This is a genomic window from Phaeovulum veldkampii DSM 11550, assembly GCF_003034995.1.
Classification (GTDB): domain Bacteria; phylum Pseudomonadota; class Alphaproteobacteria; order Rhodobacterales; family Rhodobacteraceae; genus Phaeovulum; species Phaeovulum veldkampii.
Map to the genome: position 1 here is coordinate 48,753 of NZ_PZKF01000008.1, position 23,712 is coordinate 72,464.

Here is a 23,712-nt window from a genome sequence, read left to right on the forward strand (position 1 = left end):
ATTGCGCCGACAGTCGCAAACGCGTATCAAACCGTCGTATTTCAATGACGATGTCGGTGCTTATGTCACGATTTGTTGTGCGATGGCTGGCCCTGCTGCAGGCTCCGGCAGTGCCTGTCAGTTGGGCGGTGTTCTCGCTTCTGGGCATTGTCGCTGGCCCTTTTGGCACGTTGGAGGGGCTTTCGGGTCCGCAGCGGCTGCTGTTCTGGCCCGTGGTCATCGGGGCGGGCATTGTCTTGTGCGCCGGGCTGCGAGTGATGGTGGTCGAGGTGTTTGGCTTGCGCGGCGATCTGGTCGGCGCGCCGGTTCTGGCAGTGCTGGCCGCGGTGGTCATGACGCCACCGCTTTACGCAGCAACGGTCCAGTTCTTGCCTGAGTCGCAGGCGATGCGGCTGCATTGGGTCGAACTTGGTGGGCTGGTGTTTTTGTGCTCGATCAGCGTCAGCGCGATGCGTTATGCGCTGGCGCAGCAGCCGCGGGGGGCGGCGGCCAACCCGACGCCCGCCAGCCCGGCGCCCGCGGAGGTGGCCCCGCACAGCGCCGCGCCGCGGCTGATGGCACGGCTTGATCCGGCTTTGCGGGCGCCGCTGATCCGGCTGTCGGTGCGGGATCACTATGTTGATGTGGTGACAGGCGCCGGGCAGGCCAGCCTGTTGATGCGCTTTGCGGACGCGCTGGCTGAACTTGACGGGGTCTGCGGGCTGCGGGTGCATCGGTCGCACTGGGTTGCGCTGGATGCGGTGAGCAGAGCCGAGCGGCGCGCAGGCAAGGTGCAGGTGCGGCTGTGCGACGGCAGCGCGGTGCCGGTGTCGCGGCCCTATCAGCCCGACCTGATCGAGCGTGGCCTGCTGACGCCGGCTCAGCGCGGCATCGGTAGCGCCAGCGCGCGCGGCCCGGTCAGCACCGCCAGCGCCTCGGGGCGCATCAGCCGCGCCAGCGCCGGATCAGACGACAGCAACCCGCCGGTATAGGCGCCAAAGGCGGGCAGGATCACCCGCGCCGCGTCGATCAGAAAGGCCGGGCGCGCGGGGCCGCGCCCGATCCGCGCCTTGGGGTGATAATGGCCCGACACTTCGCCTGACGTTCCCGGCTGCGCGATATGGCGCAAGGTCAGCGGCCCCAGCCGCAGTTCGGCCAGATGGCTGCCGCCCAGGGCCACCGGCCCCGGATCGTGGTTGCCCGCGATCCAGACCCAGCGCCGCCCGGCCATCAGGCGGGTCAGCCACAGCGCCTCGGGTTCGGGCAGGTCGGCAGCAGCCAGATCGTCGAAACTGTCGCCCAGGCAGATCACCTGCGCGGGGGCTGTCGCCGCGATCTCGGCATCCAGCCGCGCGAGCGTTTCGGCGGTGTCATAGGGCGGCAGCAGGGTGCCGCGCCGCGCAAGGCGGGCTGCTTTGCCAAAATGCAGGTCAGACACGATCAGCGCCCGTTCGGCGGCCAGCCACAGCGTGCCCGCCCCCCGCGCGATCAGCGCCGTGCCGTTCAGGTTGAAGGCGTGGCCGGTCAATGCGCCTCGGCCCAGCTTGCGCCACGGCCCGCATCGACGACCAGCGGCACCGACAGATGCACCACCGGATTGGCAGCGCCCTCCATCACCCGGCGGGCGATCGCGGTCAGCGCATCGGCGGCCCCTGTCTCGACCTCGAAGATCAGCTCGTCATGCACCTGCAACAGCATCTTTGCGGGCAGATCGGCGATGGCCGCGGGCATCCGCACCATGGCGCGGCGGATGATGTCGGCGGCCGCGCCCTGGATCGGCGCGTTGATCGCCGCGCGCTTGGCAAAGCCCGCACCGGGGCCTTTGGCGTTGATCTCGGGCGTGTGTATCTTGCGGCCAAAGATCGTTTGCACGAAGCCATTGTCCTTTGCAAAGGCCACGGTGTCGTCCATGTAGCGGCGGATTCCGGGGAAGCGTTCGAAATAGCGGTCGATGAAGCCCTGCGCGTCGGCGCGCGGAATGCGCAAGTTGCGCGCCAGCCCAAAGCCCGAGATGCCATAGATCACGCCAAAGTTGATCGCCTTGGCCTGCCGCCGGATGTCGGGGGTCATCTGGTCCAGCGGCACGTTGAACATTTCCGAGGCGGTCATCGCGTGAATGTCGATGCCCTTGCGGAACGCCTCTTTCAGTTCGGGGATGTCGGCCACATGGGCCAGAATGCGCAACTCGATCTGGCTGTAGTCAAGGCTGACCAGGGTCATGCCGGGGCCGGCCACGAACGCCTCGCGGATGCGGCGGCCCTCGTCACTGCGCACGGGTATGTTTTGCAGGTTCGGGTCGGTCGAGGACAGCCGCCCCGTCGCCGCCCCAGAGATGACGTAAGAGGTATGAACCCGCCCCGTTTCCGGGTTCTGGTGGCTCTGAAGCGCGTCGGTATAGGTTGATTTCAGCTTGGAAATCTGGCGCCAGTCCAGCACGCGGGCAGCCAGTTCGGCGGCCTTGGGGTGATCTTCCAGCGCGGCCACATCCTCCAGCACCTCGGCACCGGTGGCATAGGCGCCGGTCTTGCCCTTTTGGCCGCCGGGCACGCCCATCGTGTCGAACAGGATTTCGCCCAACTGCTTGGGGCTGCCCACGTTGAAGGGCTGGCCCGCCAGCGCCGCGATCTCGGCCTCCAGCCCCGCCATCTTTTGCGCAAAGGCATTCGACATGCGCGCAAGTGCGGTCGGGTCGATCCGCACACCGGCCATTTCCATGTCGGCCAGCACCGGCACCAATGGGCGCTCCATCGTCTCGTAGACCGTGGTCACGCGGGCGTGGGCAAGCTGCGGCTTGAACAGGTGCCACAACCGCAGCGTCACATCGGCATCTTCGGCGGCGTATTTCACCGCCTCGTCCACCGGCACCCGGTCAAAGGTGATGGCGGCCTTGCCGCCACCCAGCAGCGACTTGATCGGGATCGGGCTGTGGTTCAGGTAGCGGTCCGACAGATGGTCCATGCCATGCCCGTGCAGCCCCGCATGCATCGCGTAAGACAGCAGCATGGTGTCGTCAATCGGGGCCACGCGGATGCTGTGGCGGGCAAAAATCTTGAAGTCATACTTCATGTTCTGCCCGATCTTGAGGATGCTGTCATCCTCCAGCACCGGCTTCAGCAGCGCCAGCGCCTGATCCATCGGCATCTGGCCGGGAGCGAGGCTGGAGGAGCCGAACAGATCATCGCCTCCCGCCTTGTGGCCCAGCGGAATATAGGCCGCGCGCCCCGGCTCGATGCACAGCGACACGCCCACCAGATCGGCCTGCATCTCGTCCAGACTGGTGGTTTCGGTATCGACCGCCACCCAGCCCCGCGCGCGGGCCTGATCCAGCCAGCGCGTCAGCGTCTGTGCATCGCGGATGCAGGTGTAGTCGTCAGGACGAAAGGGCAGGGTCGCGGAGGCGGCAGGCGCCTCGGGTGTGCCTGCCGCCGTCGGCGCGGCGGCCTCGATCGGGGCCGGAACGGCAGTTCCGAACTTTTCCGCCACGCGGCGGGTCAGGGTGCGAAACTCCATCTGCGACAGGAAATCCATCAGCGCGGCGGGGTCTGGGTCTTTGACCTCCAGATCGTCCAGCCCGAACTCCAGCGGCGTGTTGGCATCCAGCGTCACGAGGCGCTTCGAGATGCGGATCAGATCGGCATTGTCCAGCAGCACCTGACGCCGCTTGGGCTGCCTGATTTCGTCGGCCCGCGCCAACAGGCTGTCAAGGTCGCCATATTCGTTGATCAACAGTGCAGCGGTCTTGATGCCGATGCCGGGGGCGCCGGGCACGTTATCGACCGAATCGCCCGCCAGCGCCTGCACGTCCACCACCCGGTCGGGGCCGACGCCGAATTTCTCGGCCACCTCGTCGGGGCCGATGCGCAGGCCCTTCATCGCATCCAGCATCTCGACCCCGCCACCCACAAGCTGCATCAGATCCTTGTCGGACGAGATGATGGTGACGCGCCCGCCCGCCTCGCGCGCTTGCCGCGCCAGGGTGGCGATGATGTCGTCAGCCTCGTAATCCTTGACCTCGATACAGGCGAGGTTGAAGGCCCGTGTCGCCTCGCGCGTCAGCGGGAATTGCGGGCGCAGGTCTTCGGGCAATTCGGGGCGGTTGGCCTTGTAGGCCGGGTAAATATCGTTGCGGAAGGTCTTGGAGCTGTGGTCGAAAATCACCGCAGCATGGGTCGGGGCATCGGTGCCCTTGGCATCCTCGATATATTTGAAGATCATGTTGGCAAAGCCTGCCACCGCGCCCACCGGCAGCCCGTCTGACTTGCGCGTCAGCGGAGGCAGGGCGTGATAGGCGCGGAAGATGAAGGCCGAGCCGTCGATCAGATGCAGATGGCAGCCGTTGCCAAAGGTCATGGTCCCCTCCCTCGGGGTTGGCACCCCGGACGGGCGGGGCCGTCCGCTGGGTCAGTGGTCGGAATGGGCGTGGTCGCGGTCGATCACATATCGCGCATCGCAATAGGGGCAATCGACAAAGCCGGTATCCTCGGGGATCACCAGCCAGACCCGCGGATGGCCAAGCGCGCCCTCGCCGCCGTCGCAGGCGACTTTCCAGGTGGTGACGGTTTTGGTCTCGGGCGCGGGCAGGGTCATCTTGGCCTCGGGTCTGGAAGGGGTGGGGCTGCATGGCCCGGCTGCGCGCCATGATAGCGATCCGTCCGGGGCGGGCAAGGGTTGGCGGGCCTTGCGGTGCCATCGGGCGGGGTTAGAGTGCGCCCATGCCCGACCTGCCCGCCCCCATTGCACATTGGTTTGCCGCCCGCGGCTGGGCGCTGCACCCGCATCAGGCGCAGATGCTGGCGCGCGCCGGCGATCCGGCGGTGCTGCTGATCGCGCCCACCGGCGGGGGCAAGACGCTGGCGGGGTTCTTGCCGACGCTGGCCGATCTGGCGCGCGCTCCGCGGGCGGGGCTGCATACGCTTTACGTCTCGCCGCTGAAGGCGTTGGCGGCCGATATCCGGCGCAACCTGACCGGGCCGGTCGCCGAGATGGGGCTGGGCGTCCGCATCGAGGACCGCACCGGCGATACCGGCGCCACCCAGCGCCGCCGCCAGCGCGCCGACCCGCCGCATATTCTGCTGACCACGCCCGAAAGCCTGGCGCTGCTGCTGTCCTACCCCGACGCGCCGCAAATTTTTTCAAGCCTTTCCCGTGTGATAGTGGATGAGGTTCACGCGCTGGCCGAAAGCCGCCGGGGCGATCAGTTGATGCTGTGCCTGGCGCGGTTGCAGGCGCTGGCGCCGGGGCTGCGCCGGGTGGGTCTGTCGGCCACGGTCGAAGATCCCGCCGCGCTGGCGCGGTTTCTGGCGCCCGAGGGGTGCGCGGTGCTGCTGGCCGACCCCGGCCCCGCGCCCGACATTGCCCTGCTGGAGGGGTGCCCGCGCGCGCCCTGGGCCGGGGCGGGCGGGCGCCATGCGATCCCCGCGGTGCTGGCGGCGGTGGCGGCGCATCGCACCACGATCATCTTTCACAACACCCGCGCGCAGGCGGAGCTGTTCTTTCATGACCTGTGGCTGGCCAATACCGACGATCTGCCGATCGGCATCCACCACGGCAGCCTGTCGAAAGAGGCGCGCGAACGGGTCGAGGCCGCGATGGTGGCGGGCAGCCTGCGCGGGGTGGTGGCTACCGGCAGCCTCGATCTGGGCATCGACTGGGGCGATGTGGACCTGGTGATCCAGATCGGCGCGCCCAAAAACGTCAAGCGGCTTGTTCAGCGGATCGGGCGGGCGAACCATCGCTACAACGCGCCGTCGAAGGCACGGCTGGTGCCTGCCAACCGGTTCGAGGAGATCGAATGCGCAGCGGCGCTGGAGGCGGTGGCGGACCATGATCTGGATGGCGAGCCGCGCGGGCCGGGGCCTTTGGATGTGCTCTGCCAGCACATCCTGCTGACCGCCTGCGCGGGGCCGTTTGCCGCCGATGACCTGTTTGCGCAAGCCCGCCGGGCTGGCCCCTACGCCGACCTGCCGCGGGGCGATTTCGACGCCTGCCTGGAGTTTTGCGCGACGGGGGGCTATGCTTTACGCGCCTATGACCGCTGGCGCCGGTTGATGCAGCGCGATGGCCTGTGGCAGTTGCGCGACCCGCGCGCGGCGCGCGATCTGCGCATGAACATTGGCACCATCGTCGATACCGACCTGCTCAAGGTGCGCCTGATCCGTGGCGGCGCGCCCTTGGGCGAGGTGGAGGAGGCCTTTGCGGCGAGCCTGACCCCCGGCGACACCTTCCTGATCGGCGGGCAGGTGGTGCGCTATGAGGGGTTGCGGGAACTGACCGTCGAGGTCAGCCCCGGCCGCGGGCGAGAGCCCAAGGTGGCGGTGTTTTCGGGCACCAAATTCGCCACATCGACCCAGCTTTCGGCGCGCATCCTGCGGCTGTTGCACCGCCCCGCGGCGCTGCCCGACAGTGCGCGCGACTGGGTGGCGTTGCAGGCCGCCCGGTCGCAGCTGCCCGTGCCGGGGCGGCTGCTGGTTGAAACCTTTCCGCATGAGGGGCGGGCCTATTGCGTGATCTGGGGCTTTGCCGGGCGCAACGCGATGCAGACGCTGGGTCTGTTGATGACGCGGGCGATGGACCAGGCCGGGCTGGCGCCGCTGGGCTTTGTCGCGTCGGATTACGCGGTGGCGATCTGGGGGCTGGAGGCAGTCACAGACCCCGCCGCGCTGCTGGATGCGCAGGGCCTGCGCGACGGGCTGGAGGGATGGCTGGCGGCCAATGCCGTGATGAAGCGCGCCTTTCGCACCGTCGCCACCATCGCAGGGCTGATCCAGCGCAACGTGCCGGGTGCACGCAAAAGCGGGCGGCAGGCCACGTTTTCGACCGATATCCTTTATGATACGCTGCGCCGCCACGACCCCGGCCACCTGATGCTGCGCGCCACCCGCGACGAGGCGATGCGCGGCCTTGTCGATTTCGCGCGCCTGGAGGAGATGCTGGCCCGCACCGCCGGGCGCATCGACCTGATGCGGCTGGAGACGGTGCCGCCGCTGGCTGCGCCGCTGCTGCTGGAGGCGGGCCGGGTGCCGGTGGAGGGCGCGGGCCGCGCCCGGCTGGAGGCCGAGATGGCGGCGCGGCTGATGGCGGCGGCGGGCCTTGTGTCGTGATCGGGCGTGACGGCGCCTTGCCTTGCCATCGCGGCCCCCCACAGATAGGGTGCGCGCGATCCATCGGGCGCCTGCGCCCCAACCAGACGAGGACGACAGATGTTCGCAACCCCCGCCTATGCCCAGGCCGCCGGTGACATGTCCGGCGCCGCCGCTTTTTCGCAATTCGTGCCGCTGGTCCTGATCTTTGTGATCATGTATTTCTTGCTGATCCGTCCGCAGCAGAAAAAGCTGAAAGAGCACAAGGCCATGGTCGATGCCCTGCGCCGCGGCGACAGCGTTGTGACCGCGGGCGGCATCATCGGCAAGGTCGTGCATGTGCGCGAGGATGGCGAGGTCGAGATCGAGATCGCACCGGGCGTGAAGGTGCGGGTGATCAAATCCACCATCGCGCAGGTGCTGTCCAAGACCGAACCGGCTGCGGCCAACTCCAACTGAGTTTACAACATGTTGCAGATCCCCCTGTGGAAGCGGATCGTGATCCTTGCGCTCGTCCTGAGCGGGATCGCTTTCGCTGTTCCGAACCTGTTCTATGGCCGGGTCGAGGCGCATAACGACGCGATCGTTGCGGCCGAAAGGGTCGGGTTCGAAACGCCCGAACAGGCCGTGGCACGGGGCGGCTGGCCTGATTTTCTGCCCTCTGGGCTGGTGAACCTCGGGCTGGATCTGCGCGGCGGCGCGCATCTTTTGGCCGAGGTGCATGTGGCCGATGTCTACAAGGCCCGAATGGAGGCGCTTTGGCCCGAGGCGCGGCGCGCGCTGGCCGGCAAACGCGCCACCATCGGCGCGGTGCGCCGCGCGCCCGCCCCCGATGGCGAATTGCGCATCCAGATCGGCACCCCCGCAGCGATGGCCGAGGCGGTGGCGGCGGTGCGCGATCTGGCAAACCCGGTGGTCACCCTGACCGGGGTGGGCGAAAGCGATCTGGATGTGACCGCCGAAGGCGATATTCTGATTGTGCGCCTGTCCGAGGCAGAACGTGCCGCGACCGACGACCGCACAATTCAGCAAAGCCTTGAGATCATTCGTCGCCGTGTGGACGAGGTCGGCACACGCGAACCCACGATTCAGCGTCAGGGCGCCGATCGCATCCTGATTCAGGTGCCGGGCCTTGGTTCGGCGGCCGAGTTGAAGGCGCTGATCGGAACCACCGCCAAGCTGACCTTCCACCCGGTTCTGGGCCGCAGTTCCGAACCCGATCCGGCGCCGGGGCTGGGCCGCGTGGTCTATCCTTCGGTAGACGAGCGCGGGCTGTTCTACACTCTGGATGCCAGCCCCGTTGTCTCGGGGGACGAGCTGGTGGATGCGCGGCCCGATTTCGACCAGAACGGCCGGCCCGCCGTTTCGTTCCGTTTCAACCCGACCGGGGCGCGCAAGTTCGGCGACTATACCGCCGCCAATATCGGTCAGCCCTTTGCCATCGTTCTGGATGGCGAGGTGATCTCGGCCCCGGTGATCCAGAGCCATATTCCGGGCGGGTCTGGTATCATCACCGGCAGTTTCACGGTCGAGGAATCGACCAATCTGGCGGTGCTGTTGCGCGCAGGCGCCTTGCCCGCGGGCATGACATTTCTGGAAGAGCGCACCATCGGCCCCGAACTGGGCGCCGACAGCATCGAGGCCGGGCGCATCGCCTCGGTGGTCGGTCTGGCCGCGGTCGTGGTCTTCATGATCCTCAGCTACGGGCTGTTCGGGGTGTTTGCCAGCGTGGCGCTGATGGTCAACATTGCCATGATCTTTGGCATCCTGTCGGCGATCGGTGGCACCCTGACGCTGCCCGGCATTGCCGGGATCGTGCTGACCATCGGCATGGCGGTAGATGCCAACGTGCTGGTGTTCGAACGTATCCGCGAAGAACTGAAAACCGCCAAGGGCCCTGCGCGCGCCATCGGGCTGGGCTATGAACGGGCGATGTCGGCGATTGTGGATGCCAATATAACCACCTTCCTGACAGCGGCGATCCTGTTCTTTCTGGGCTCTGGCCCGGTGCGGGGCTTTGCGGTGACGCTGATGATCGGGATCGTCACCTCGGTCTTTACCGCGATCTGGGTGACGCGGCTTCTTGTGGTTGTCTGGTATGACCGCCGCCGCCCGAAAACCATTACCGTGTAAGGGGCAGCCATGGCTTTCCGTCTGAAACTGGTCCCCGAAAAGACCTCGATCGACTTTTTCCGCTGGCAATGGGCCACCTTTGGCGTTTCCGCCCTTATGGTGGCTGCCTCGGTGGTCCTTGTGATCGTGATGGGGCTGAACTTCGGCATCGACTTCAAGGGCGGCACCACGATCCGCACCGAATCGAGCCAGCCGCTGGATGTGGGCGCCTATCGCGCGGCGCTGTCCCCGCTTGATCTGGGGGATGTGTCGATCACGCAGGTGTTCGACCCAACCTTTGGCCCCGACAAACAGGTGGCGCAGATCCGCATTCAGGCGCAGCAGGGGGCCGAAAGCCTGACCCCCGAGGCGATCCTTGCGGTCGAGGCGGCGCTGAAGGGCGCCGACCCGGCGGTTGTCTTTGCCGCGGTGGAATCCGTCGGCCCCAAGGTGTCGGGCGAGTTGCTGCAATCGGCCATTCTGGCGGTTCTGGCGGCGGCGACGGGCATTCTGATCTATATCTGGATGCGGTTCGAATGGCAGTTTGCCGTGGGCGCGGTGGCGGCGCTGGTGCATGACGTGGTGGTGACAATCGGGGTATTCGCGCTGTTCCAGCTCAAGTTCGACCTGACCATCATCGCCGCGCTGCTGACCATTCTGGGCTATTCGATCAACGATACCGTGGTGGTCTTTGACCGGCTGCGCGAAAACCTGATGAAGTTCAAGACCACGCCGCTGCGCGATGTGATGAACCTGTCGGTCAACGAAACGCTGTCGCGCACGGTGATGACCTCGGGCACCACGCTGATTGCGCTGATCGCCCTTCTGGTGCTGGGCGGCGACGTGATCCGCGGCTTTGTCTTTGCCATGACCTTCGGGGTGGTGGTGGGCACCTGGTCGTCGGTCTTTGTGGCGAAAAACATCGTGCTGTGGCTGGGCGTGAAACGCGACTGGTCGAAACCCGCCGAAACACCGTTTCCGGGGGCGGAACAACCCTGATGCCGATCATCGACACCAGCTTTGGCACCGGCCTGCCGATTGACGCCTTTGGCCCCGGCTATTTCCGGGTCGCAGGCGCGGTGCGGCCCGGCGGGTTGGTGATCGGGGCCGGGGCGGTGGCGGATTGGGCGGGCTATGACGATCTGGCGCCGGTTCTGGCGCTGGCGGGTTCGGTCGATCTGGTGTTCATCGGTACCGGCGCCGACATTTCCTTTGCCCCCAAGGCGCTGGTGCAGCGGCTGGAAGGGGCGGGGCTGATGGTCGAGGCGATGGCCACACCTGCCGCCGCGCGCAGCTACAACCTGCTGCTGACCGAAAACCGCCGGGTAGCCGCCGCGCTGCTGCCGATGCCGGGGGTGGGCGATGTCTGAGCCGCCGCTGGTGTCGGTGGCGGGGCTGGCGGTGGCGCGCGGCGGGCTGGCGGTGCTGGAAGGCATCGACTTTGTCGTCAGCCGAGGCGCGGCGCTGATCCTGCGCGGGCCGAACGGTATCGGCAAGACAACGCTCTTGCGCACGCTGGCGGGGTTGCAGCCGCCGCTGGCGGGTACGCTGTCGGCCCTGCCCGAGGCGGTGGCCTATGCCGCCCATGCCGATGGCCTGAAGGCGACGCTGAGCGTAACCGAAAACCTGCGTTTCTGGGCGGCCGTCTATGGCACCGGCAGCATTGACCCGGCACTGAACGCGATGAACCTGTCCGCGTTGCGCGACCGCCCCGCGCACAGCCTGTCGGCGGGGCAGAAACGGCGCCTTGGGCTGGCGCGGCTGCTGGTCACTGGCCGCCCGGTCTGGGTGCTGGATGAACCCACCGTGTCGCTGGATGCGGCGTCGGTTGCGCTGTTTGCGACCGCGGTGCGCGCCCATCTGGCGGGCGGCGGCGCGGCTCTGATCGCCACCCATATCGACCTTGGCCTGCACGAGGCCCGCGTGCTGGACCTCACCCCGTTCCGCGCCCGCCCGCCCGAGGCGGGGGGTATTCGCGGCAGCTTTGACGAGGCCTTTGCATGATCGCGCTGTTGGCCCGCGATCTGGCGCTGGCGGTGCGCGCGGGCGGTGGCTTTGGGCTGGGGCTGGCGTTCTTTCTGATCGTGGTCACGCTGGTTCCGTTCGGGGTTGGCCCTGAGGGTGGCGTTCTGGCCCGGATCGCGCCGGGCATTCTGTGGCTGGGGGCACTTCTGGCCTGTCTGCTGTCGCTCGACCGTATTTTCGCGCTGGATTATGAGGATGGCTCGTTGGATCTGCTGGCGACCGCACCGATCCCGCTGGAAGGGGTGGTGACGATCAAGGCTGCTGCGCACTGGATCACGACGGGCCTGCCCCTGGTGGCGGCGGCGCCGGTTTTCGGCATCCTGCTGCACCTGGAGGGGGCGGGGTTCTTCTGGCTGACGGCATCGTTGGCGCTGGGCACGCCGGCGCTGTCGGTGCTGGGCACATTCGGCGCGGCGCTGACGGTGGGGCTGAAACGCGGCGGGTTGTTGCTGTCGTTGCTGGTGCTGCCGCTCTATGTGCCCACGCTGATCTTTGGCGCCGAACTGGTGCGCCGCGGCGTCGCCGGAATGGAGACGACAACGCCGCTGCTGATGCTGGCGGGCATCACCGCGGCCACTGTGGCGCTGGTCCCCTTTGCCTCGGCGGCGGCGATCCGCGTCAATCTGCGCTAGGCCATGACATGAGTGTGATTTGAGCACACGACAACAGGAAAGTAGCACAACTCCATGTCGATCTGGGAATACGCCAATCCAAAGAAGTTCATGCAGACCTCGGCCTGGGCCCTGCCCTGGGTTGCGGGGCTGACGCTGGTGACGCTGATCGGCGGGCTGGTCTGGGGCTTTTTCTTCACGCCCGACGATTACAAGCAAGGCTCGACCGTCAAGATCATCTACATCCACGTTCCCGCCGCGATGATGGCGATCAACGTCTGGGCGATGATGCTGGTCACCTCGCTGATCTGGCTGATCCGGCGGCACCATGTATCGGCGCTGGCGGCCAAGGCGGCGGCACCGGTCGGCATGGTGATGACGCTGATCGCGCTGATCACCGGGGCGATCTGGGGGCAGCCGATGTGGGGCACCTGGTGGGAATGGGACCCGCGGCTGACCTCGTTCCTGATCCTGTTCCTGTTCTATCTGGGTTATATCGCGCTCTGGGGGGCGATTGATAACCCTGATACCGCCGCCGATCTGACCGGGGTTCTGTGCCTTGTCGGCTCGGTCTTTGCGATCCTGTCGCGCTATGCGGTGAACTTCTGGAACCAGGGCCTGCATCAGGGCGCCTCGCTCTCGCTCGACAAGGAGGAGAACGTGGCCGATGTGTTCTGGTATCCGCTGGTGGTCAGCATCACCGGCTTTGTGCTGTTGTTCCTGGCGCTGGTGCTGATCCGCACCCGCACCGAAATTCGGGCGCGCCGTTTGCAGGCGCTGGAAACCCGCGAAAGGATGGCCTGATGATACCCGATCTGGGGAAATATGCCGGGGCCGTTCTGGGATCTTATGCGGTCACGATTGCGCTGTTGCTGGGGTTGGTGGCGGTCACGCTGTGGCGGTCTGCCAAGGTGAAACGCGCGCTGGCCGCACAAGAAGCACGGATGGGGCAAGGGGATGGCTAAAATCTCGCCGCTGATGGTGCTGCCGCCGGTGCTGTTTGCGGCGCTGGCGGGGATGTTCGTCTGGGGGATGAACCGCGACAACCCGCGCCAGTTGCCGACCGCGCTGGCCGAAAAGACGGCGCCGCCTCTGGTGCTCGCGGCGCTGGGCGCAGGCCCCGCGCTGACTGACGCAGCCCTGCGCGACGGGCGGGTGAAGCTGGTGAATTTCTGGGCGAGCTGGTGCGCGCCCTGCCGGATCGAGCATCCCTATCTGACCGGACTTGCCGCCGAGGGGGTGCCGATCTATGGCATCAACTACAAGGACAAGCCCGAAAATGCGGCGCAATTTCTGGCCGATATGGGCAACCCCTATGCCGCCATCGGCGCCGATGCCTCGGGTATGGATACCGCGGTGAACTGGGGCGTCTATGGCGTGCCCGAAACCTTTGTGGTCGATGGCGATGGGCGGATTTTGTTCCGCTTTGCCGGGCCGGTGACGCCCGATGTCATTGAAAAGCACCTGCGCCCGTTCCTGACCAAGGCCAAGTGAGGGCGTTGCGCCACGAACCCCCCGGTGCATAGCAAAAGGCCCCGGCGAAAGCCGGGGCCTTTTCTGTCTGCGGCACCGTCAGGCCTTGGCCAGGTTGCGCAGAACGTAATGCAGAACGCCACCGTTGCGCAGATATTCGATCTCCACCTCGGTGTCGATGCGCGCGCGCAGCGTGATCACGGTTTCGCGGCCATCGGCGCGTCGGATCGTGCAGGGCACCAGGCTCAGCGGCTTGATCTCGCCCTCCAGACCTTCGATCGTCACCGTCTCGTCGCCGGTCAGGCCCAGCGACTTGCGCGTCATGCCTTCGGTGAACTCGAACGGAATGACCCCCATGCCGATCAGGTTGGAGCGGTGGATACGCTCGAAGCTTTCGGCGATCACGGCCTTGACGCCCAGCAGGTTGGTGCCCTTGGCCGCCCAGTCGCGGCTTGATCCCGCGCCGTATTCGATGCCGCCAAAGATCACCAGCGGCACGCCCGCTGCCTGATAGGCCATCGAGGCGTCGTAGATCGAGGTCTGCGCCCCGTCAGGCCCCAGCGTATAGCCGCCTTCGACACCGTCCAGCATCTCGTTCTTGATGCGGATGTTGGCGAATGTGCCGCGCATCATCACCTCATGGTTGCCGCGGCGCGACCCGTAGGAGTTGAAATCCTTGGGCGCCACCTGCCGCTCGGTCAGGTATTTTCCGGCGGGCGTGGTGGGTTTGAACGAGCCGGCGGGGCTGATGTGATCGGTGGTGATCATGTCGCCCAACAGCGCCAGAATGCGCGCGCCGTGCAGGTTGGAAATCGTGCCAGCCTCTTTCGACATGCCGCGGAAATAGGGCGGGTTCTGGATATAGGTCGAGGTCGCGGGCCAGTCGTAGGTTTCCGAATCCACGGTTTCGACCGCCTGCCATTTGGCATCGCCCTTGAACACATCGGCGTATTTGGCGCGGAACGCGTCGCGGGTGACTGTGGCATGGACCAGATCGGCGATTTCGGCATTGGTGGGCCAGATGTCCTTGAGAAACACATCGTTCCCATCAAGGTCTTGGCCGATCGGGTCATGGGTCAGGTCGATGTTCATGTCGCCCGCGATCGCATAGGCCACCACCAGCGGCGGGCTGGCCAGATAGTTGGCGCGCACGTCGGGGCTGATGCGGCCCTCGAAGTTGCGGTTGCCCGACAGCACCGACACCGCGATCAGGTCGTTGTCATGGATCGTTTTCGAGATTTCGGGCGCCAGCGGGCCAGAGTTGCCGATGCAGGTCGCGCAGCCATACCCCACAAGGTTGAAGCCGATCGCGTCCAGATCGTCTTGCAGGCCCGCGGCCTCCAGATATTTCGACACCACCTGCGAGCCGGGTGCGAGCGAGGTTTTCACCCAAGGCTTGCGGGTCAGACCCAGCGCGCGCGCCTTGCGCGCCACCAGCCCGGCGCCGATCATCACATAGGGGTTCGAGGTGTTGGTGCACGACGTGATCGAGGCGATCACAACCGAGCCGTCGCGCAGCCGGTAATCGGCCCCCGCGACCGCGCCCGATTTGCGCACGTCATTGGCCGAAACCTGCGTATCGCCTTCATAGGCCATGTCCTTGGCGGCGGCCGACATGTCTACGCCGCGATATTCGCTGACCACCTTGTAAAAGGATTCGGCCGACTGGGTCAGCGGGGTGTGGTCTTGTGGGCGTTTGGGGCCCGACACCGCGGGCACCACCTCTGACATGTCCAGATGCAGAGTGTCGGTATAGATCGGGTCATAGTCCGGGCCGCGCCACATGCCGTTTTCCTTGGCATATTCCTCGACCAGCGCCACGCGGGCCTCGTCGCGGCCGGTCTGGCGCAGGTAGCGGATGGTTTCGCCATCGACCGGGAAGAAACCGCAGGTCGCGCCGTATTCGGGCGCCATGTTGGCGATGGTGGCACGGTCGGCCAGCGGCAGATGGTCCAGCCCCTCGCCGTAGAATTCGACGAACTTGCCCACCACGCCCTTTTTGCGCAGCATCTGCACGACCTTCAGCACAAGATCGGTAGCGGTGGTGCCTTCCACCATGCGGCCGGTCAGGCGGAAGCCGATCACCTCGGGGATCAGCATCGAGACGGGCTGGCCCAGCATCGCCGCCTCGGCCTCGATCCCGCCCACACCCCAGCCCAGAACGCCCAGACCGTTGACCATAGTGGTGTGGCTGTCGGTGCCCACCAGGGTGTCGGGATAGGCCACCTCTGCGCCGGTCTGGTCGGTGTCGGTCCAGACGGTTTGCGCCAGATATTCAAGGTTGACCTGATGGCAGATGCCGGTGCCCGGCGGCACCACGCGAAAGTTCTGAAACGCGTTCTGGCCCCATTTCAGGAACTTGTAGCGTTCGATGTTGCGTTCGTATTCCAGCTCCACGTTTTTCTGGAAGGCGCGGGCATTGCCGAATTCGTCGATCATCACCGAATGGTCGATGACCAGATCGACCGGCACCAGCGGGTTGATCTTTTGCGCGTCACCGCCCAGCCCCTTGATCCCGTCGCGCATCGCGGCAAGGTCCACCACCGCCGGAACGCCGGTGAAATCCTGCATCAGCACGCGCGCGGGGCGATAGGCGATCTCGCGCGGGTTATTGCCGCCGTTGGCGCCCCATTCGGCAAAGGCGCGGATATCATCGACCGACACGGTGAAGCCGCCATCCTCGAACCGCAGCATGTTTTCCAGCACCACCTTGAGGCTGGCGGGCAGGCGGGTAAAATCGCCCAAGCCTGCGGCCTGAGCCGCCGGGATCGAGTAATAGGCCAGGCTTTGGCCCGCCACATTCAGAGTACGGCGCGTGCCTGCGGTGTCTTTGCCGGTAACGATGGGCATGGAAATGGCCTCCCTTGGGCGATAGGGTCTTGCTGGGGGTTTCTTGCCGCATCGGCGCCGCCCGATCAAGGGGGGAGGCCGCAATTTGTATACCATTGTGCACAAAAAGTCGCAGACAGGCGGCGCACGCACGCCTCTCTCGCAAAACCTTGATTGGCAAAGGCCCCACCAGCCCGATAGCAAGAAGAGGCACGGGGGGAATGGGCACAGATGAATCGCGCAATCGTCGGGATCGCTTGCTGGGGTTGGCTGGGACTGTCGGCTGCGGCCTGTGCGCAGGCGATGCCTGACCCCGCCGACGCCGGACGTGCCGCCACGGCGGGGCCTGTGGTGGTAGAGCTTTACACATCTCAGGGCTGCACGGCCTGCCCGCCCGCCGACGCGCTGTTGGCTGATGTCGCCCGCCGGGATGATGTGATCGCGCTCGCCCTGCATGTCGATTACTGGGATTATCTGGGGTGGGGCGATCCGTTCGCGCAGCCCGCCTTTACCGCCCGGCAAAAGGCCTATGCCCGCGCCGCGGCGCAGCAGTCGGTCTACACCCCGCAGATGATCGTGGCCGGACACGACCTGCTGGAGGCCCCGCGCGCTGCCGATCTGGCGGCACTGATCGCCCGCCATGCTGCCACCGGCGACCTGGTGCAACTGTCGGTGCGGCGCGACGGCACGCGGTTGACGGTCGAGGCGCGGGCCGCGACACCCTTGCGCACCGGCGCGGTGGTGCAACTGGTGCGCTATCTGCCGCATGTGGCGATGACCATCGGGCAGGGCGAAAACGCCGGCCGATCGGTTGACATGGCCAATGTGGTGACAAGCTGGGTGGCGGTCGCGGATTGGGACGGGCGGGGACCGCTTAGCCTGACGACCGCGATCGAAGGGGCCGAGCCTGCCGTCGTGATCGTGCAAGAGGCGATCTCGGGCCACCGTGCTCCGCTGCCCGGCCCCATTCTGGCCGCCGCGCGGGTCGAGTAACCGGCGCCGCCCCCCGTCTCGTCAGCGGCGTGCGGCCTTCCAGCGGCGGTGTATCCAGAACCATTGATCCATATGCGCGCGCACCAGCGACTCGAGGCTGTCGTTCAGCGCCTGTGTCATCGTTTCGGGGGCGCCGGGGGGGATCGGGGCTTCTACATGGATGCGGAAATCCAGCCCGTTCGGCTGGCGGATGCCATAGATCGGGATCAGCGCCGCATCATAGCGCAGCGCCAGTTCTGCCGCCGAGGTGGCGGTCTGGGCCCGCACCCCGAAAAACGTCAAAGGCGCGCCGTGGCCCATGTGCTGATCAACCACGATCCCCAGCATGCCGCCCGATTTCAGGAACCGCACCATTTCTGCCAGCCCCTTGGGGCCGCGCGGAAACAGCGGCGTGCCGATGCGCGAGATGGCCTGAACGTAATGCGCATCAAACAGCGGGTTTGCCATCGGCTTGTAAAGCCCGCCGACCCGGTACCCGCGCGCGATCAGCGCGGCGCGGGCCACGTCATAATTGCCGAAATGCCCGGTGGCCAGGATCACCGGCCGCCCCGCCGCCTGCGCCGCCTGCAGCGCGGGTGCGCCGGGGCCCTCCAGCGGGATGCTGCGCACACGGTCGATGAATTCTTCGCCCGAATAGATCTCGGCAATGGTCCGGCCCACATTGTCGGGCACCGCGCGGGCCAGCCGTTCAACCTCGGCGCGGGGCAGGTCGGGGCGGATCTGGGCGAGGTTGTCGCGCACCCGGTCGCGGTAGCCTGCCAGCGGTGCCACCAGATACGCCACGGCCCAGCCCGTCAGCGGCACCCGCCAGCGGTAGGGCAGCGCCAGCGCCAGCGCCATCACTGCCCGGAAGGCGCCGTTGCCAAGCCGGTCGCGCAGGGTGGGGGCCTTGGTCTGTGTCGTCTGGGCCATCGGTTGTTCCGTCAGCGCACACCCCGTGCGGCGGCGCTTTCCCGGCCCCAGACATAAAGCCCGGCGCCCACGATCACAAGCGCACCGACCACCGTCCAGACATCGGGAAACTGGTCAAAGATCAGCCAGCCCCAGCCCGCGGCGAACACCAGCCCGACATAGCCAAAGGGCGCCAGCGTGCCCGCCTCGGCCCGGCTGAAGCCCGCGATCAGGCAAAGCTGCGCGGCCGCCCCCAGCGCGCCGATCAGCGCAAAGCCCCACAGATCGGTCATGGCCACCGGCACCCAGACCAGCGGCATCAGCGCCGACGAAATCAGCGTACCGATCAGTGCGGCATAGAGCATCGAGGTCCAGATGCCGTCGCTTTGGCTGATGCGCCGGGTCATCAGCGCGAACCCCGCATAGCAGAAGGCGCCCGCAAAGGGCAGCAGCGCCCAAGGCGAAAACACCCCCGCGCCGGGTCGGATCACGATCAGCGCGCCCACAAGCGCCACGCCGATGCCCGCGGCGCGGTGCGGCCCGATCCGCTCGCCCAGAAACAGCGCGGCGCCCAGCGTGATCAGCACCGGGTTGATGTCCATGATCGCGGTGGCCTCGGCCAGCCCGATATGCGGCAGCGCCAGAAAGAACATCGCCGTAGCGCCAAATTGCAAGGCCGAGCGGAGGGTTTGCAGCACCGGATGGCGCGTGCGCATCACCCGACCCAGCCGCGGCGCCAGCAGCACCAGAACCAGCACCATCTGGCCCGCATAGCGCGCCCAGACCACCTGCAACGGCGGGTAGCTGGCCGACAGGTGTTTGGCCAGCGCATCCATCGCGGTGAACAGAAAGATCGCGCCCAGCACCAGCGTGATGCCAAGCCTGCGGTCACGGTGGGTCGGGGGCTGGATCATCGGACTCGCGGCTTGCGGTTCGGGTGGGAAATGTGCTGATACCAGCGCGATGCGCAAGATCAAGCGCGCCGTCCAAGCCCTTGATGCAAAAGGGGGGTCATCGGGCAGAACTTTGCGGTAAGATCATCAGACCGCAGGGCGGTGCCGATTCGCCCGCAGGGGCAACCGGACGGACCGGAGGCAGGATGACCGAGACGATCGAATTTGAATATCGCATCAGCACCGCGCTGGACCGGATCGGTCGCGGGCTGGAGGTGCTGGCACGTCCCGCGCCCAGTGTTGCCGATGCCGTGGGCGAGGCTGCCGAAACAATGGCCTTGCGCGAGGCGCTGGCGGCAGAACGCGCGGCCAATGCTCAGTTGTCGGAGCGCGTCCGCGCGATCCGCGACAAGCAGGACACAACGCTGGGCGCGCTGGAACGCAAGTTTGCCGTCGCCACCCGCGAGCTGGAGCAGATGGCCCACGACATGGCGCAATTCAAACGCGCCAATGCGGATCTGGCCGAGGCCAACCGCGCGCTGCTGGAGGCGGCGCCCGATGCCGCGCTGGCCGATGCCGCATTGCGCGCCGAACTGGACAGCCTGCGCGCCGAACGCGCCGCCGACCGGGCCGAGCTGGACGCGATCCTTGCCGGGCTGGATGCGCTGTTGGCGGCAGAACCGGAACAGACGGCGGAGGGGCAGGATGCCTGAAGTCAAGGTCACCATCGGCGGGCGCAGCTTTGACGTGGCCTGCCAAAGCGGCGAGGAACATTTCCTGCGCAGCGCCGCGGCGCTGCTGGATGCCGAGGCCACGCCCCTTTTGGCGCAGATCGGGCGGCTGCCCGAGGCGCGGATGCTGCTGATGGCGGGGTTGTTGCTGGCCGACAAGACCGCGGGGCTGGAAGACCGGCTGCGCGAGGCGCTGGCCCGCGCCGAGGCGGCCGAGGCGGCGCTGGCTGAGGCCCGCGCCAACCCCGACCGGGTCGAGGTGCCGGTGATTCCGGCCAGCATTACCGATACACTGGCCGAAATCGCCGCGCGCACCGAGGCGCTGGCCGACCGGGTCGAGGAAAAACTCGCCGAGCGACGCGGGGCCTGACAGCCCCGCGACCGGCCCGGCGGTTTGCCTATTCCGCCGCCTTCATCTGAAAGCCGTTTTCGATCTGGTCAGAGGGGGCCACCGGGTAGCTGCCCGAAAAGCAGGCGTCGCAGAACTGCGGGCAGGCGGCGTTGCGTCCCGTCGCCTCGCCCGCGGCGCGATACAGCCCGTCGAGCGAGACGAAGTTGAGGCTGTCCACACCGATCCAGTCGCGCATTTCCTCGACCGTCATGTTGGCAGCCAGCAGCTTGCTGCGCTCGGGCGTATCGACGCCGTAAAAACAGGGCCAGGCGGTGGGGGGCGAGGCGATGCGGAAATGCACCTCGGCGGCTCCGGCATCCAGGATCATGTCCTTGATCTTGCGGCTGGTGGTGCCACGCACCACCGAGTCGTCGACCAGAACCACCCGCTTGCCCTTGATCAGGGCGCGGTTGACGTTCAGTTTCAGCCGCACGCCCATGTTGCGGATCTGTTCGGTCGGCTCGATGAAGGTGCGGCCGACATATTGATTGCGCACGATGCCGAAGGCAAAGGGGATACCCGATTGTTCGGAAAAGCCAATGGCCGCGGGGGTGCCGCTGTCGGGCACCGGGCAGACCAGATCGGCCTCCACCGGCGCCTCGCGTGCCAGTTCCACCCCGATCTGATGCCGCGTCTGATAGACCGAGCGGCCGTTGATGATGCTGTCAGGGCGCGAGAAATAGACATGCTCAAAGATGCAGAACCGGCTTTGCGGCGCGCCGAAGGGGCGGGTGCTTTCGATCACCCCGTCGGAAATCACCACCATCTCGCCCGGCTCGATCTCGCGCACGAATTCGGCGCCGATGATGTCAAGCCCGCAGGTTTCCGATGACAGGGCATAGCCCTTTTCCCCGATCCGGCCCAACACCAGCGGCCGCACCCCCAGCGCGTCGCGCACGCCGATCAGCTTGGTGCGGGTCATGGCCACGATGGAAAAGGCGCCCTCCACCCGGCGCAGCGCGTCCTTGATCCGTTCGGACAGGTTCTTCTGGATCGACCGCGCCATCAGATGGATGATGCATTCCGAGTCCGATCCCGACTGAAAGATCGAGCCGCGCTCGATCAGTTCGCGCCGCAGGCTGGCGGCATTGGTCAGGTTGCCGTTGTGGGCAATCGCGCAGCCGCCCATAGAAAACTCGCCGAAAAAGGGCTGAACATCGCGGATCACCGCCCCCTTGGCCCCTGCGGTGGAATAGCGCACATGCCCGATCGCCAGATCGCCGGGCAGGGTTTCCATCAGGCTTGCCTTGGTGAAGTTGTCGCGCACATAGCCAAAGCGGCGGGCCGAGTTGAAACCCTCCCTGGCGTCATAGCTGACGATGCCGCCCGCCTCTTGCCCGCGGTGTTGCAGCGCGTGCATTCCCAGCGCCACGAAATTGGCCGCATCGGCCACGCCGATCACGCCAAAGACCCCGCATTCTTCCTTCAGCTTGTCGTCGTCGAAAGGATGGCTGAGAAAGGGGCGCATGGGCGAGGCTCCGGGTTCGGGGGGTTGGCGCCCGTTTAACGCCAAACGCGGGGGCTGTCACGCCCCCGCGCGGCCAAACCGTCATCCATGCGTCACGATTGCGCGTGTCAGTTCGCGGGGGCCGCCAGCGGAGCCGCCGCGGGGGTGGCGCATTTGCTGACCAGATTCTCATAGCGGCTGACGATCCAGCCCGGCGCATCTTCGGGGATCTGCGCGTTCATGTTGCCCTGAACGCTGGAAAACACCTTGGCCGAGCGCGACGCATCCACAATCGGAAAGCTGCCGTCCACCGCCACGCGGTCGAACACGACAAAAGCCACCGCGACCAGAACGACGCCGCGCGCGACCCCGAACAGAAAGCCCAGCGCCTGATCGACCCCGCCCAGCGCCGAGCCCTGCACCACCGAGGAAAACAGCGGCGTGATGATCGAGAACACCACCAGCGCCAGCGCAAAGATCGCGGCAAAGCCTGCGATCATCGACAATTCGCAACTGTCGGCCAGAAACTCGTTCAGCACCGGGATCTGCGCGATCAGCGGGCGCGCCGCATCGGCGAACATATAGGCCAGCACCGCCGCCGCGATCCAGCCCGCAATCGACAACCCCTCGCGCACGAAACCGCGGCTGTAGGCCAGGATCGCCGACAGGATGATGACCCCCGCCACGATCGCATCAATGATGGTGAACCCGTCCATGAACCGCTTTCCTTTGCCCTAACCGGCGCCAAACATCTCGCCCGTGAATGTCACAAGGTCCGGCAGCTTGCGCAACGCCATGCCCTCGCCGCCCTCTGCCTTTGTTCGCTCGGGCGCAACGGCCTGTGTGAAACCAAGTTTCCGGGCCTCTTTCAACCTGTTTTCAGCCTGCCCCACGGGCCGCAGCGCCCCCGACAGGCTGATTTCGCCAAAAATCACCAGATCGGGCGGCAAAGCCACATCTTCGCGCGCCGACAACAGCGCCGCCGCCAGCGCCAGATCGGCGGCGGGCTCGGTCACCTTCAGCCCGCCCGCCACGTTCAGGAACACATCCAGCCCCGCAAAGGGGATGCCGCAGCGGCTTTCCAGCACCGCAAGGATGGTAGACACGCGCCCCGCATCCAGCCCCACAACCGTGCGCCGCGGGCTGGCAAGCGACGAGGGCGCGACCAGCGCCTGAATTTCGGTCAGCACCGGACGCGTGCCCTCGATGCCCGCAAAAACCGCAGATCCGGGCGCTGCCTGTCCGCGTTCGGATAAAAACAGCGCCGAGGGGTTGGCGACCTCGGAAAGGCCGCCGCCCGTCATCTCGAACACGCCGATTTCATCGGCCGGGCCAAAGCGGTTTTTCACCGCGCGCAGAATGCGGAACTGATGGCCCCGCTCGCCCTCGAAATACAGCACCGTATCGACCATGTGTTCGACCACGCGCGGTCCCGCGATCTGGCCTTCCTTGGTGACATGGCCCACCAGAATGACCGAGGTGCCGCGCCGCTTGGCAAAGGTCACCAGCTCGTGGCTGGCCGCGCGCACCTGCGCGACCGAGCCGGGCGCGCTTTCGACCGTGTCGGTCCACATCGTCTGAATCGAATCAATGATCGCCAGATCGGGGCGTTCGGCGTCAAGCGTGGTCAGAATATCGCGCAGGTTGGTTTCGGCGCCCAAGTGCACCGGCGCGTCGGCCAGCCCCAGCCGCTGTGCCCGCATCCGCACCTGGGCCGAGGCTTCCTCGCCCGAGATATAAAGGCATTTCAGCCCCTTGCGCGCAAAACTGGCGGCCGCCTGCAACAGCAGCGTCGATTTGCCGATCCCCGGATCGCCGCCCACAAGGATCGCCGAGGCGGGCACCAGCCCGCCGCCCAGAACCCGGTCCATCTCGTCCATGCCCGAGAGGGTGCGCGGCGGCGGGGTTTCTTCGGTGGCCAGCGTCGTCAGCGCGATCACGCGCCCCTTGGCCGCGCCAAGGCTGCGCCCGACAGGCCCCGACGACAGCGGCGCCTCTTCGATGATCGTGTTCCACGCCCCGCAGGCGTCGCATTTGCCCGACCATTTGCGGTGGACGGCGCCGCAGGCGGTGCAGGTGAAAGAGGCGGGTGCTTTGGCCATGCCCCTTCCTGCCTCAAGGCGGGGGCGGCATCAAGCCTTTGCCGGGTTTTGCGCAGATGCGGCGACAAAGCCATGGTCGGCGCAAATCTGCCGAATCCTCTTGATTTTGGCCGGTTCCGGTCGCAATCGCTGCGCCATACCGTCCCCCCTCGGGCA

The 23,712-nt window shown here is 66.6% G+C and carries 23 protein-coding genes; 14 read left to right on the forward strand and 9 right to left on the reverse strand.

Annotated elements, in window-relative coordinates; all coding sequences use genetic code 11:
- The first annotated feature begins 62 nt into the window (after window positions 1-62).
- Window positions 63-971 carry a LytTR family DNA-binding domain-containing protein gene (locus tag C5F46_RS05030; RefSeq protein WP_133618419.1) on the forward strand — a complete coding sequence of 303 codons (909 nt, stop codon included), beginning with the start codon at window positions 63-65 and terminating at the stop codon, window positions 969-971.
- On the opposite strand, the gene pdeM is transcribed toward C5F46_RS05030, so the two are convergent.
- Genes pdeM through C5F46_RS05045 form a run of 3 tightly spaced genes read right to left on the reverse strand, consistent with a single transcriptional unit; the run spans window position 860 to window position 4,566 of the window.
- A complete protein-coding gene (pdeM, locus tag C5F46_RS05035) occupies window positions 860-1,507 on the reverse strand; it encodes a ligase-associated DNA damage response endonuclease PdeM (protein ID WP_107324268.1) in 648 nt (215 codons plus the stop codon). The genes C5F46_RS05030 and pdeM overlap by 112 nt on opposite strands.
- Window positions 1,504-4,329 (reverse strand): DNA polymerase I, encoded by a 2,826-nt coding sequence (gene polA / locus C5F46_RS05040; RefSeq protein ID WP_107324269.1) that lies wholly within the window; start codon window positions 4,327-4,329, stop codon window positions 1,504-1,506. The genes pdeM and polA overlap by 4 nt, the downstream gene beginning before the upstream one ends.
- A gap of 51 nt (window positions 4,330-4,380) precedes the next feature.
- Window positions 4,381-4,566 (reverse strand): zinc-finger domain-containing protein, encoded by a 186-nt coding sequence (locus tag C5F46_RS05045; protein WP_107324270.1) that lies wholly within the window; start codon window positions 4,564-4,566, stop codon window positions 4,381-4,383.
- Window positions 4,567-4,691: 125 nt separating this feature from the next.
- On the opposite strand from C5F46_RS05045, the gene C5F46_RS05050 reads away from it, so the two are divergent.
- The 10 genes from C5F46_RS05050 (at window position 4,692) to C5F46_RS05095 (ending at window position 13,300) form a co-directional block, all read left to right on the forward strand.
- Entirely contained in the window at window positions 4,692-7,079 is a 2,388-nt protein-coding gene (locus C5F46_RS05050; protein WP_107324271.1) for a ligase-associated DNA damage response DEXH box helicase, read from the forward strand.
- Window positions 7,080-7,178: 99 nt separating this feature from the next.
- Window positions 7,179-7,517 (forward strand): preprotein translocase subunit YajC, encoded by a 339-nt coding sequence (gene yajC / locus C5F46_RS05055; RefSeq protein WP_107324272.1) that lies wholly within the window; start codon window positions 7,179-7,181, stop codon window positions 7,515-7,517.
- A gap of 9 nt (window positions 7,518-7,526) precedes the next feature.
- Window positions 7,527-9,191: a protein translocase subunit SecD gene (secD, locus tag C5F46_RS05060; RefSeq protein ID WP_107324273.1), complete on the forward strand. Its 1,665-nt coding sequence runs from the start codon at window positions 7,527-7,529 to the stop codon at window positions 9,189-9,191.
- A 9-nt stretch (window positions 9,192-9,200) separates the two neighbouring features.
- Window positions 9,201-10,169 (forward strand): protein translocase subunit SecF, encoded by a 969-nt coding sequence (gene secF / locus C5F46_RS05065; protein ID WP_107324274.1) that lies wholly within the window; start codon window positions 9,201-9,203, stop codon window positions 10,167-10,169.
- The gene (locus C5F46_RS05070; RefSeq protein WP_107324275.1) at window positions 10,169-10,540 is read left to right on the forward strand and encodes an Mth938-like domain-containing protein; all 372 of its coding nucleotides are present in this window, start codon (window positions 10,169-10,171) and stop codon (window positions 10,538-10,540) included. Before secF ends, C5F46_RS05070 begins: the two co-directional genes overlap by 1 nt.
- Window positions 10,533-11,174, forward strand: coding sequence for a heme ABC exporter ATP-binding protein CcmA (gene ccmA, locus C5F46_RS05075; protein ID WP_107324276.1), 642 nt, complete (start codon window positions 10,533-10,535; stop codon window positions 11,172-11,174). The genes C5F46_RS05070 and ccmA overlap by 8 nt, the downstream gene beginning before the upstream one ends.
- Entirely contained in the window at window positions 11,171-11,827 is a 657-nt protein-coding gene (gene ccmB, locus C5F46_RS05080) for a heme exporter protein CcmB (RefSeq protein WP_107324277.1), read from the forward strand. Before ccmA ends, ccmB begins: the two co-directional genes overlap by 4 nt.
- 54 nt (window positions 11,828-11,881) lie before the next feature.
- A complete protein-coding gene (locus C5F46_RS05085) occupies window positions 11,882-12,610 on the forward strand; it encodes a heme ABC transporter permease (RefSeq protein WP_107324278.1) in 729 nt (242 codons plus the stop codon).
- The gene (gene ccmD / locus C5F46_RS05090) at window positions 12,610-12,771 is read left to right on the forward strand and encodes a heme exporter protein CcmD (protein ID WP_107324279.1); all 162 of its coding nucleotides are present in this window, start codon (window positions 12,610-12,612) and stop codon (window positions 12,769-12,771) included. Before C5F46_RS05085 ends, ccmD begins: the two co-directional genes overlap by 1 nt.
- On the forward strand, window positions 12,764-13,300 hold the full coding sequence (locus C5F46_RS05095) for a DsbE family thiol:disulfide interchange protein (RefSeq protein WP_107324280.1): 537 nt from the start codon (window positions 12,764-12,766) through the stop codon (window positions 13,298-13,300). Before ccmD ends, C5F46_RS05095 begins: the two co-directional genes overlap by 8 nt.
- A 78-nt stretch (window positions 13,301-13,378) precedes the next feature.
- Here C5F46_RS05095 and acnA read toward each other — a convergent pair whose 3' ends face one another.
- Window positions 13,379-16,129: an aconitate hydratase AcnA gene (gene acnA, locus C5F46_RS05100; RefSeq protein WP_107324281.1), complete on the reverse strand. Its 2,751-nt coding sequence runs from the start codon at window positions 16,127-16,129 to the stop codon at window positions 13,379-13,381.
- A 210-nt stretch (window positions 16,130-16,339) separates the two neighbouring features.
- Here acnA and C5F46_RS05105 point away from each other — a divergent pair, with 210 nt between their 5' ends.
- Window positions 16,340-17,101, forward strand: coding sequence for a DUF1223 domain-containing protein (locus C5F46_RS05105; protein ID WP_107324282.1), 762 nt, complete (start codon window positions 16,340-16,342; stop codon window positions 17,099-17,101).
- Between the two features lie 21 nt (window positions 17,102-17,122).
- Here C5F46_RS05105 and C5F46_RS05110 read toward each other — a convergent pair whose 3' ends face one another.
- Window positions 17,123-18,013 carry a lysophospholipid acyltransferase family protein gene (locus tag C5F46_RS05110; protein WP_107324283.1) on the reverse strand — a complete coding sequence of 297 codons (891 nt, stop codon included), beginning with the start codon at window positions 18,011-18,013 and terminating at the stop codon, window positions 17,123-17,125.
- An 11-nt stretch (window positions 18,014-18,024) separates the two neighbouring features.
- Window positions 18,025-18,906 (reverse strand): DMT family transporter, encoded by an 882-nt coding sequence (locus C5F46_RS05115; protein WP_107324284.1) that lies wholly within the window; start codon window positions 18,904-18,906, stop codon window positions 18,025-18,027.
- Between the two features lie 185 nt (window positions 18,907-19,091).
- Here C5F46_RS05115 and C5F46_RS05120 point away from each other — a divergent pair, with 185 nt between their 5' ends.
- Entirely contained in the window at window positions 19,092-19,598 is a 507-nt protein-coding gene (locus tag C5F46_RS05120; protein ID WP_107324285.1) for a hypothetical protein, read from the forward strand.
- Window positions 19,591-19,986: a cell division protein ZapA gene (locus tag C5F46_RS05125; RefSeq protein WP_107324286.1), complete on the forward strand. Its 396-nt coding sequence runs from the start codon at window positions 19,591-19,593 to the stop codon at window positions 19,984-19,986. The genes C5F46_RS05120 and C5F46_RS05125 overlap by 8 nt, the downstream gene beginning before the upstream one ends.
- 28 nt (window positions 19,987-20,014) lie before the next feature.
- Here C5F46_RS05125 and purF read toward each other — a convergent pair whose 3' ends face one another.
- From purF to radA, 3 genes are all read right to left on the reverse strand, one after another.
- Window positions 20,015-21,475: an amidophosphoribosyltransferase gene (purF, locus tag C5F46_RS05130; protein ID WP_107324287.1), complete on the reverse strand. Its 1,461-nt coding sequence runs from the start codon at window positions 21,473-21,475 to the stop codon at window positions 20,015-20,017.
- A gap of 107 nt (window positions 21,476-21,582) precedes the next feature.
- Window positions 21,583-22,170: a CvpA family protein gene (locus C5F46_RS05135; protein ID WP_107324288.1), complete on the reverse strand. Its 588-nt coding sequence runs from the start codon at window positions 22,168-22,170 to the stop codon at window positions 21,583-21,585.
- Window positions 22,171-22,188: 18 nt separating this feature from the next.
- On the reverse strand, window positions 22,189-23,556 hold the full coding sequence (gene radA / locus C5F46_RS05140) for a DNA repair protein RadA (protein WP_107324289.1): 1,368 nt from the start codon (window positions 23,554-23,556) through the stop codon (window positions 22,189-22,191).
- Window positions 23,557-23,712 lie beyond the last annotated feature (156 nt).

Bases quoted from the DNA above. Each gene is read 5' to 3' on its own strand.
- C5F46_RS05030 (WP_133618419.1), top strand. From the start codon at position 63: ATGTCACGATTTGTTGTGCGATGGCTGGCCCTGCTGCAGGCTCCGGCA.
- polA (WP_107324269.1), bottom strand. From the start codon at position 4,329: ATGACCTTTGGCAACGGCTGCCATCTGCATCTGATCGACGGCTCGGCC.
- C5F46_RS05045 (WP_107324270.1), bottom strand. From the start codon at position 4,566: ATGACCCTGCCCGCGCCCGAGACCAAAACCGTCACCACCTGGAAAGTC.
- C5F46_RS05050 (WP_107324271.1), top strand. From the start codon at position 4,692: ATGCCCGACCTGCCCGCCCCCATTGCACATTGGTTTGCCGCCCGCGGC.
- yajC (WP_107324272.1), top strand. From the start codon at position 7,179: ATGTTCGCAACCCCCGCCTATGCCCAGGCCGCCGGTGACATGTCCGGC.
- secD (WP_107324273.1), top strand. From the start codon at position 7,527: ATGTTGCAGATCCCCCTGTGGAAGCGGATCGTGATCCTTGCGCTCGTC.
- secF (WP_107324274.1), top strand. From the start codon at position 9,201: ATGGCTTTCCGTCTGAAACTGGTCCCCGAAAAGACCTCGATCGACTTT.
- C5F46_RS05070 (WP_107324275.1), top strand. From the start codon at position 10,169: ATGCCGATCATCGACACCAGCTTTGGCACCGGCCTGCCGATTGACGCC.
- ccmA (WP_107324276.1), top strand. From the start codon at position 10,533: ATGTCTGAGCCGCCGCTGGTGTCGGTGGCGGGGCTGGCGGTGGCGCGC.
- ccmB (WP_107324277.1), top strand. From the start codon at position 11,171: ATGATCGCGCTGTTGGCCCGCGATCTGGCGCTGGCGGTGCGCGCGGGC.
- C5F46_RS05085 (WP_107324278.1), top strand. From the start codon at position 11,882: ATGTCGATCTGGGAATACGCCAATCCAAAGAAGTTCATGCAGACCTCG.
- ccmD (WP_107324279.1), top strand. From the start codon at position 12,610: ATGATACCCGATCTGGGGAAATATGCCGGGGCCGTTCTGGGATCTTAT.
- C5F46_RS05095 (WP_107324280.1), top strand. From the start codon at position 12,764: ATGGCTAAAATCTCGCCGCTGATGGTGCTGCCGCCGGTGCTGTTTGCG.
- acnA (WP_107324281.1), bottom strand. From the start codon at position 16,129: ATGCCCATCGTTACCGGCAAAGACACCGCAGGCACGCGCCGTACTCTG.
- C5F46_RS05105 (WP_107324282.1), top strand. From the start codon at position 16,340: ATGAATCGCGCAATCGTCGGGATCGCTTGCTGGGGTTGGCTGGGACTG.
- C5F46_RS05110 (WP_107324283.1), bottom strand. From the start codon at position 18,013: ATGGCCCAGACGACACAGACCAAGGCCCCCACCCTGCGCGACCGGCTT.
- C5F46_RS05115 (WP_107324284.1), bottom strand. From the start codon at position 18,906: ATGATCCAGCCCCCGACCCACCGTGACCGCAGGCTTGGCATCACGCTG.
- C5F46_RS05120 (WP_107324285.1), top strand. From the start codon at position 19,092: ATGACCGAGACGATCGAATTTGAATATCGCATCAGCACCGCGCTGGAC.
- C5F46_RS05125 (WP_107324286.1), top strand. From the start codon at position 19,591: ATGCCTGAAGTCAAGGTCACCATCGGCGGGCGCAGCTTTGACGTGGCC.
- purF (WP_107324287.1), bottom strand. From the start codon at position 21,475: ATGCGCCCCTTTCTCAGCCATCCTTTCGACGACGACAAGCTGAAGGAA.
- C5F46_RS05135 (WP_107324288.1), bottom strand. From the start codon at position 22,170: ATGGACGGGTTCACCATCATTGATGCGATCGTGGCGGGGGTCATCATC.
- radA (WP_107324289.1), bottom strand. From the start codon at position 23,556: ATGGCCAAAGCACCCGCCTCTTTCACCTGCACCGCCTGCGGCGCCGTC.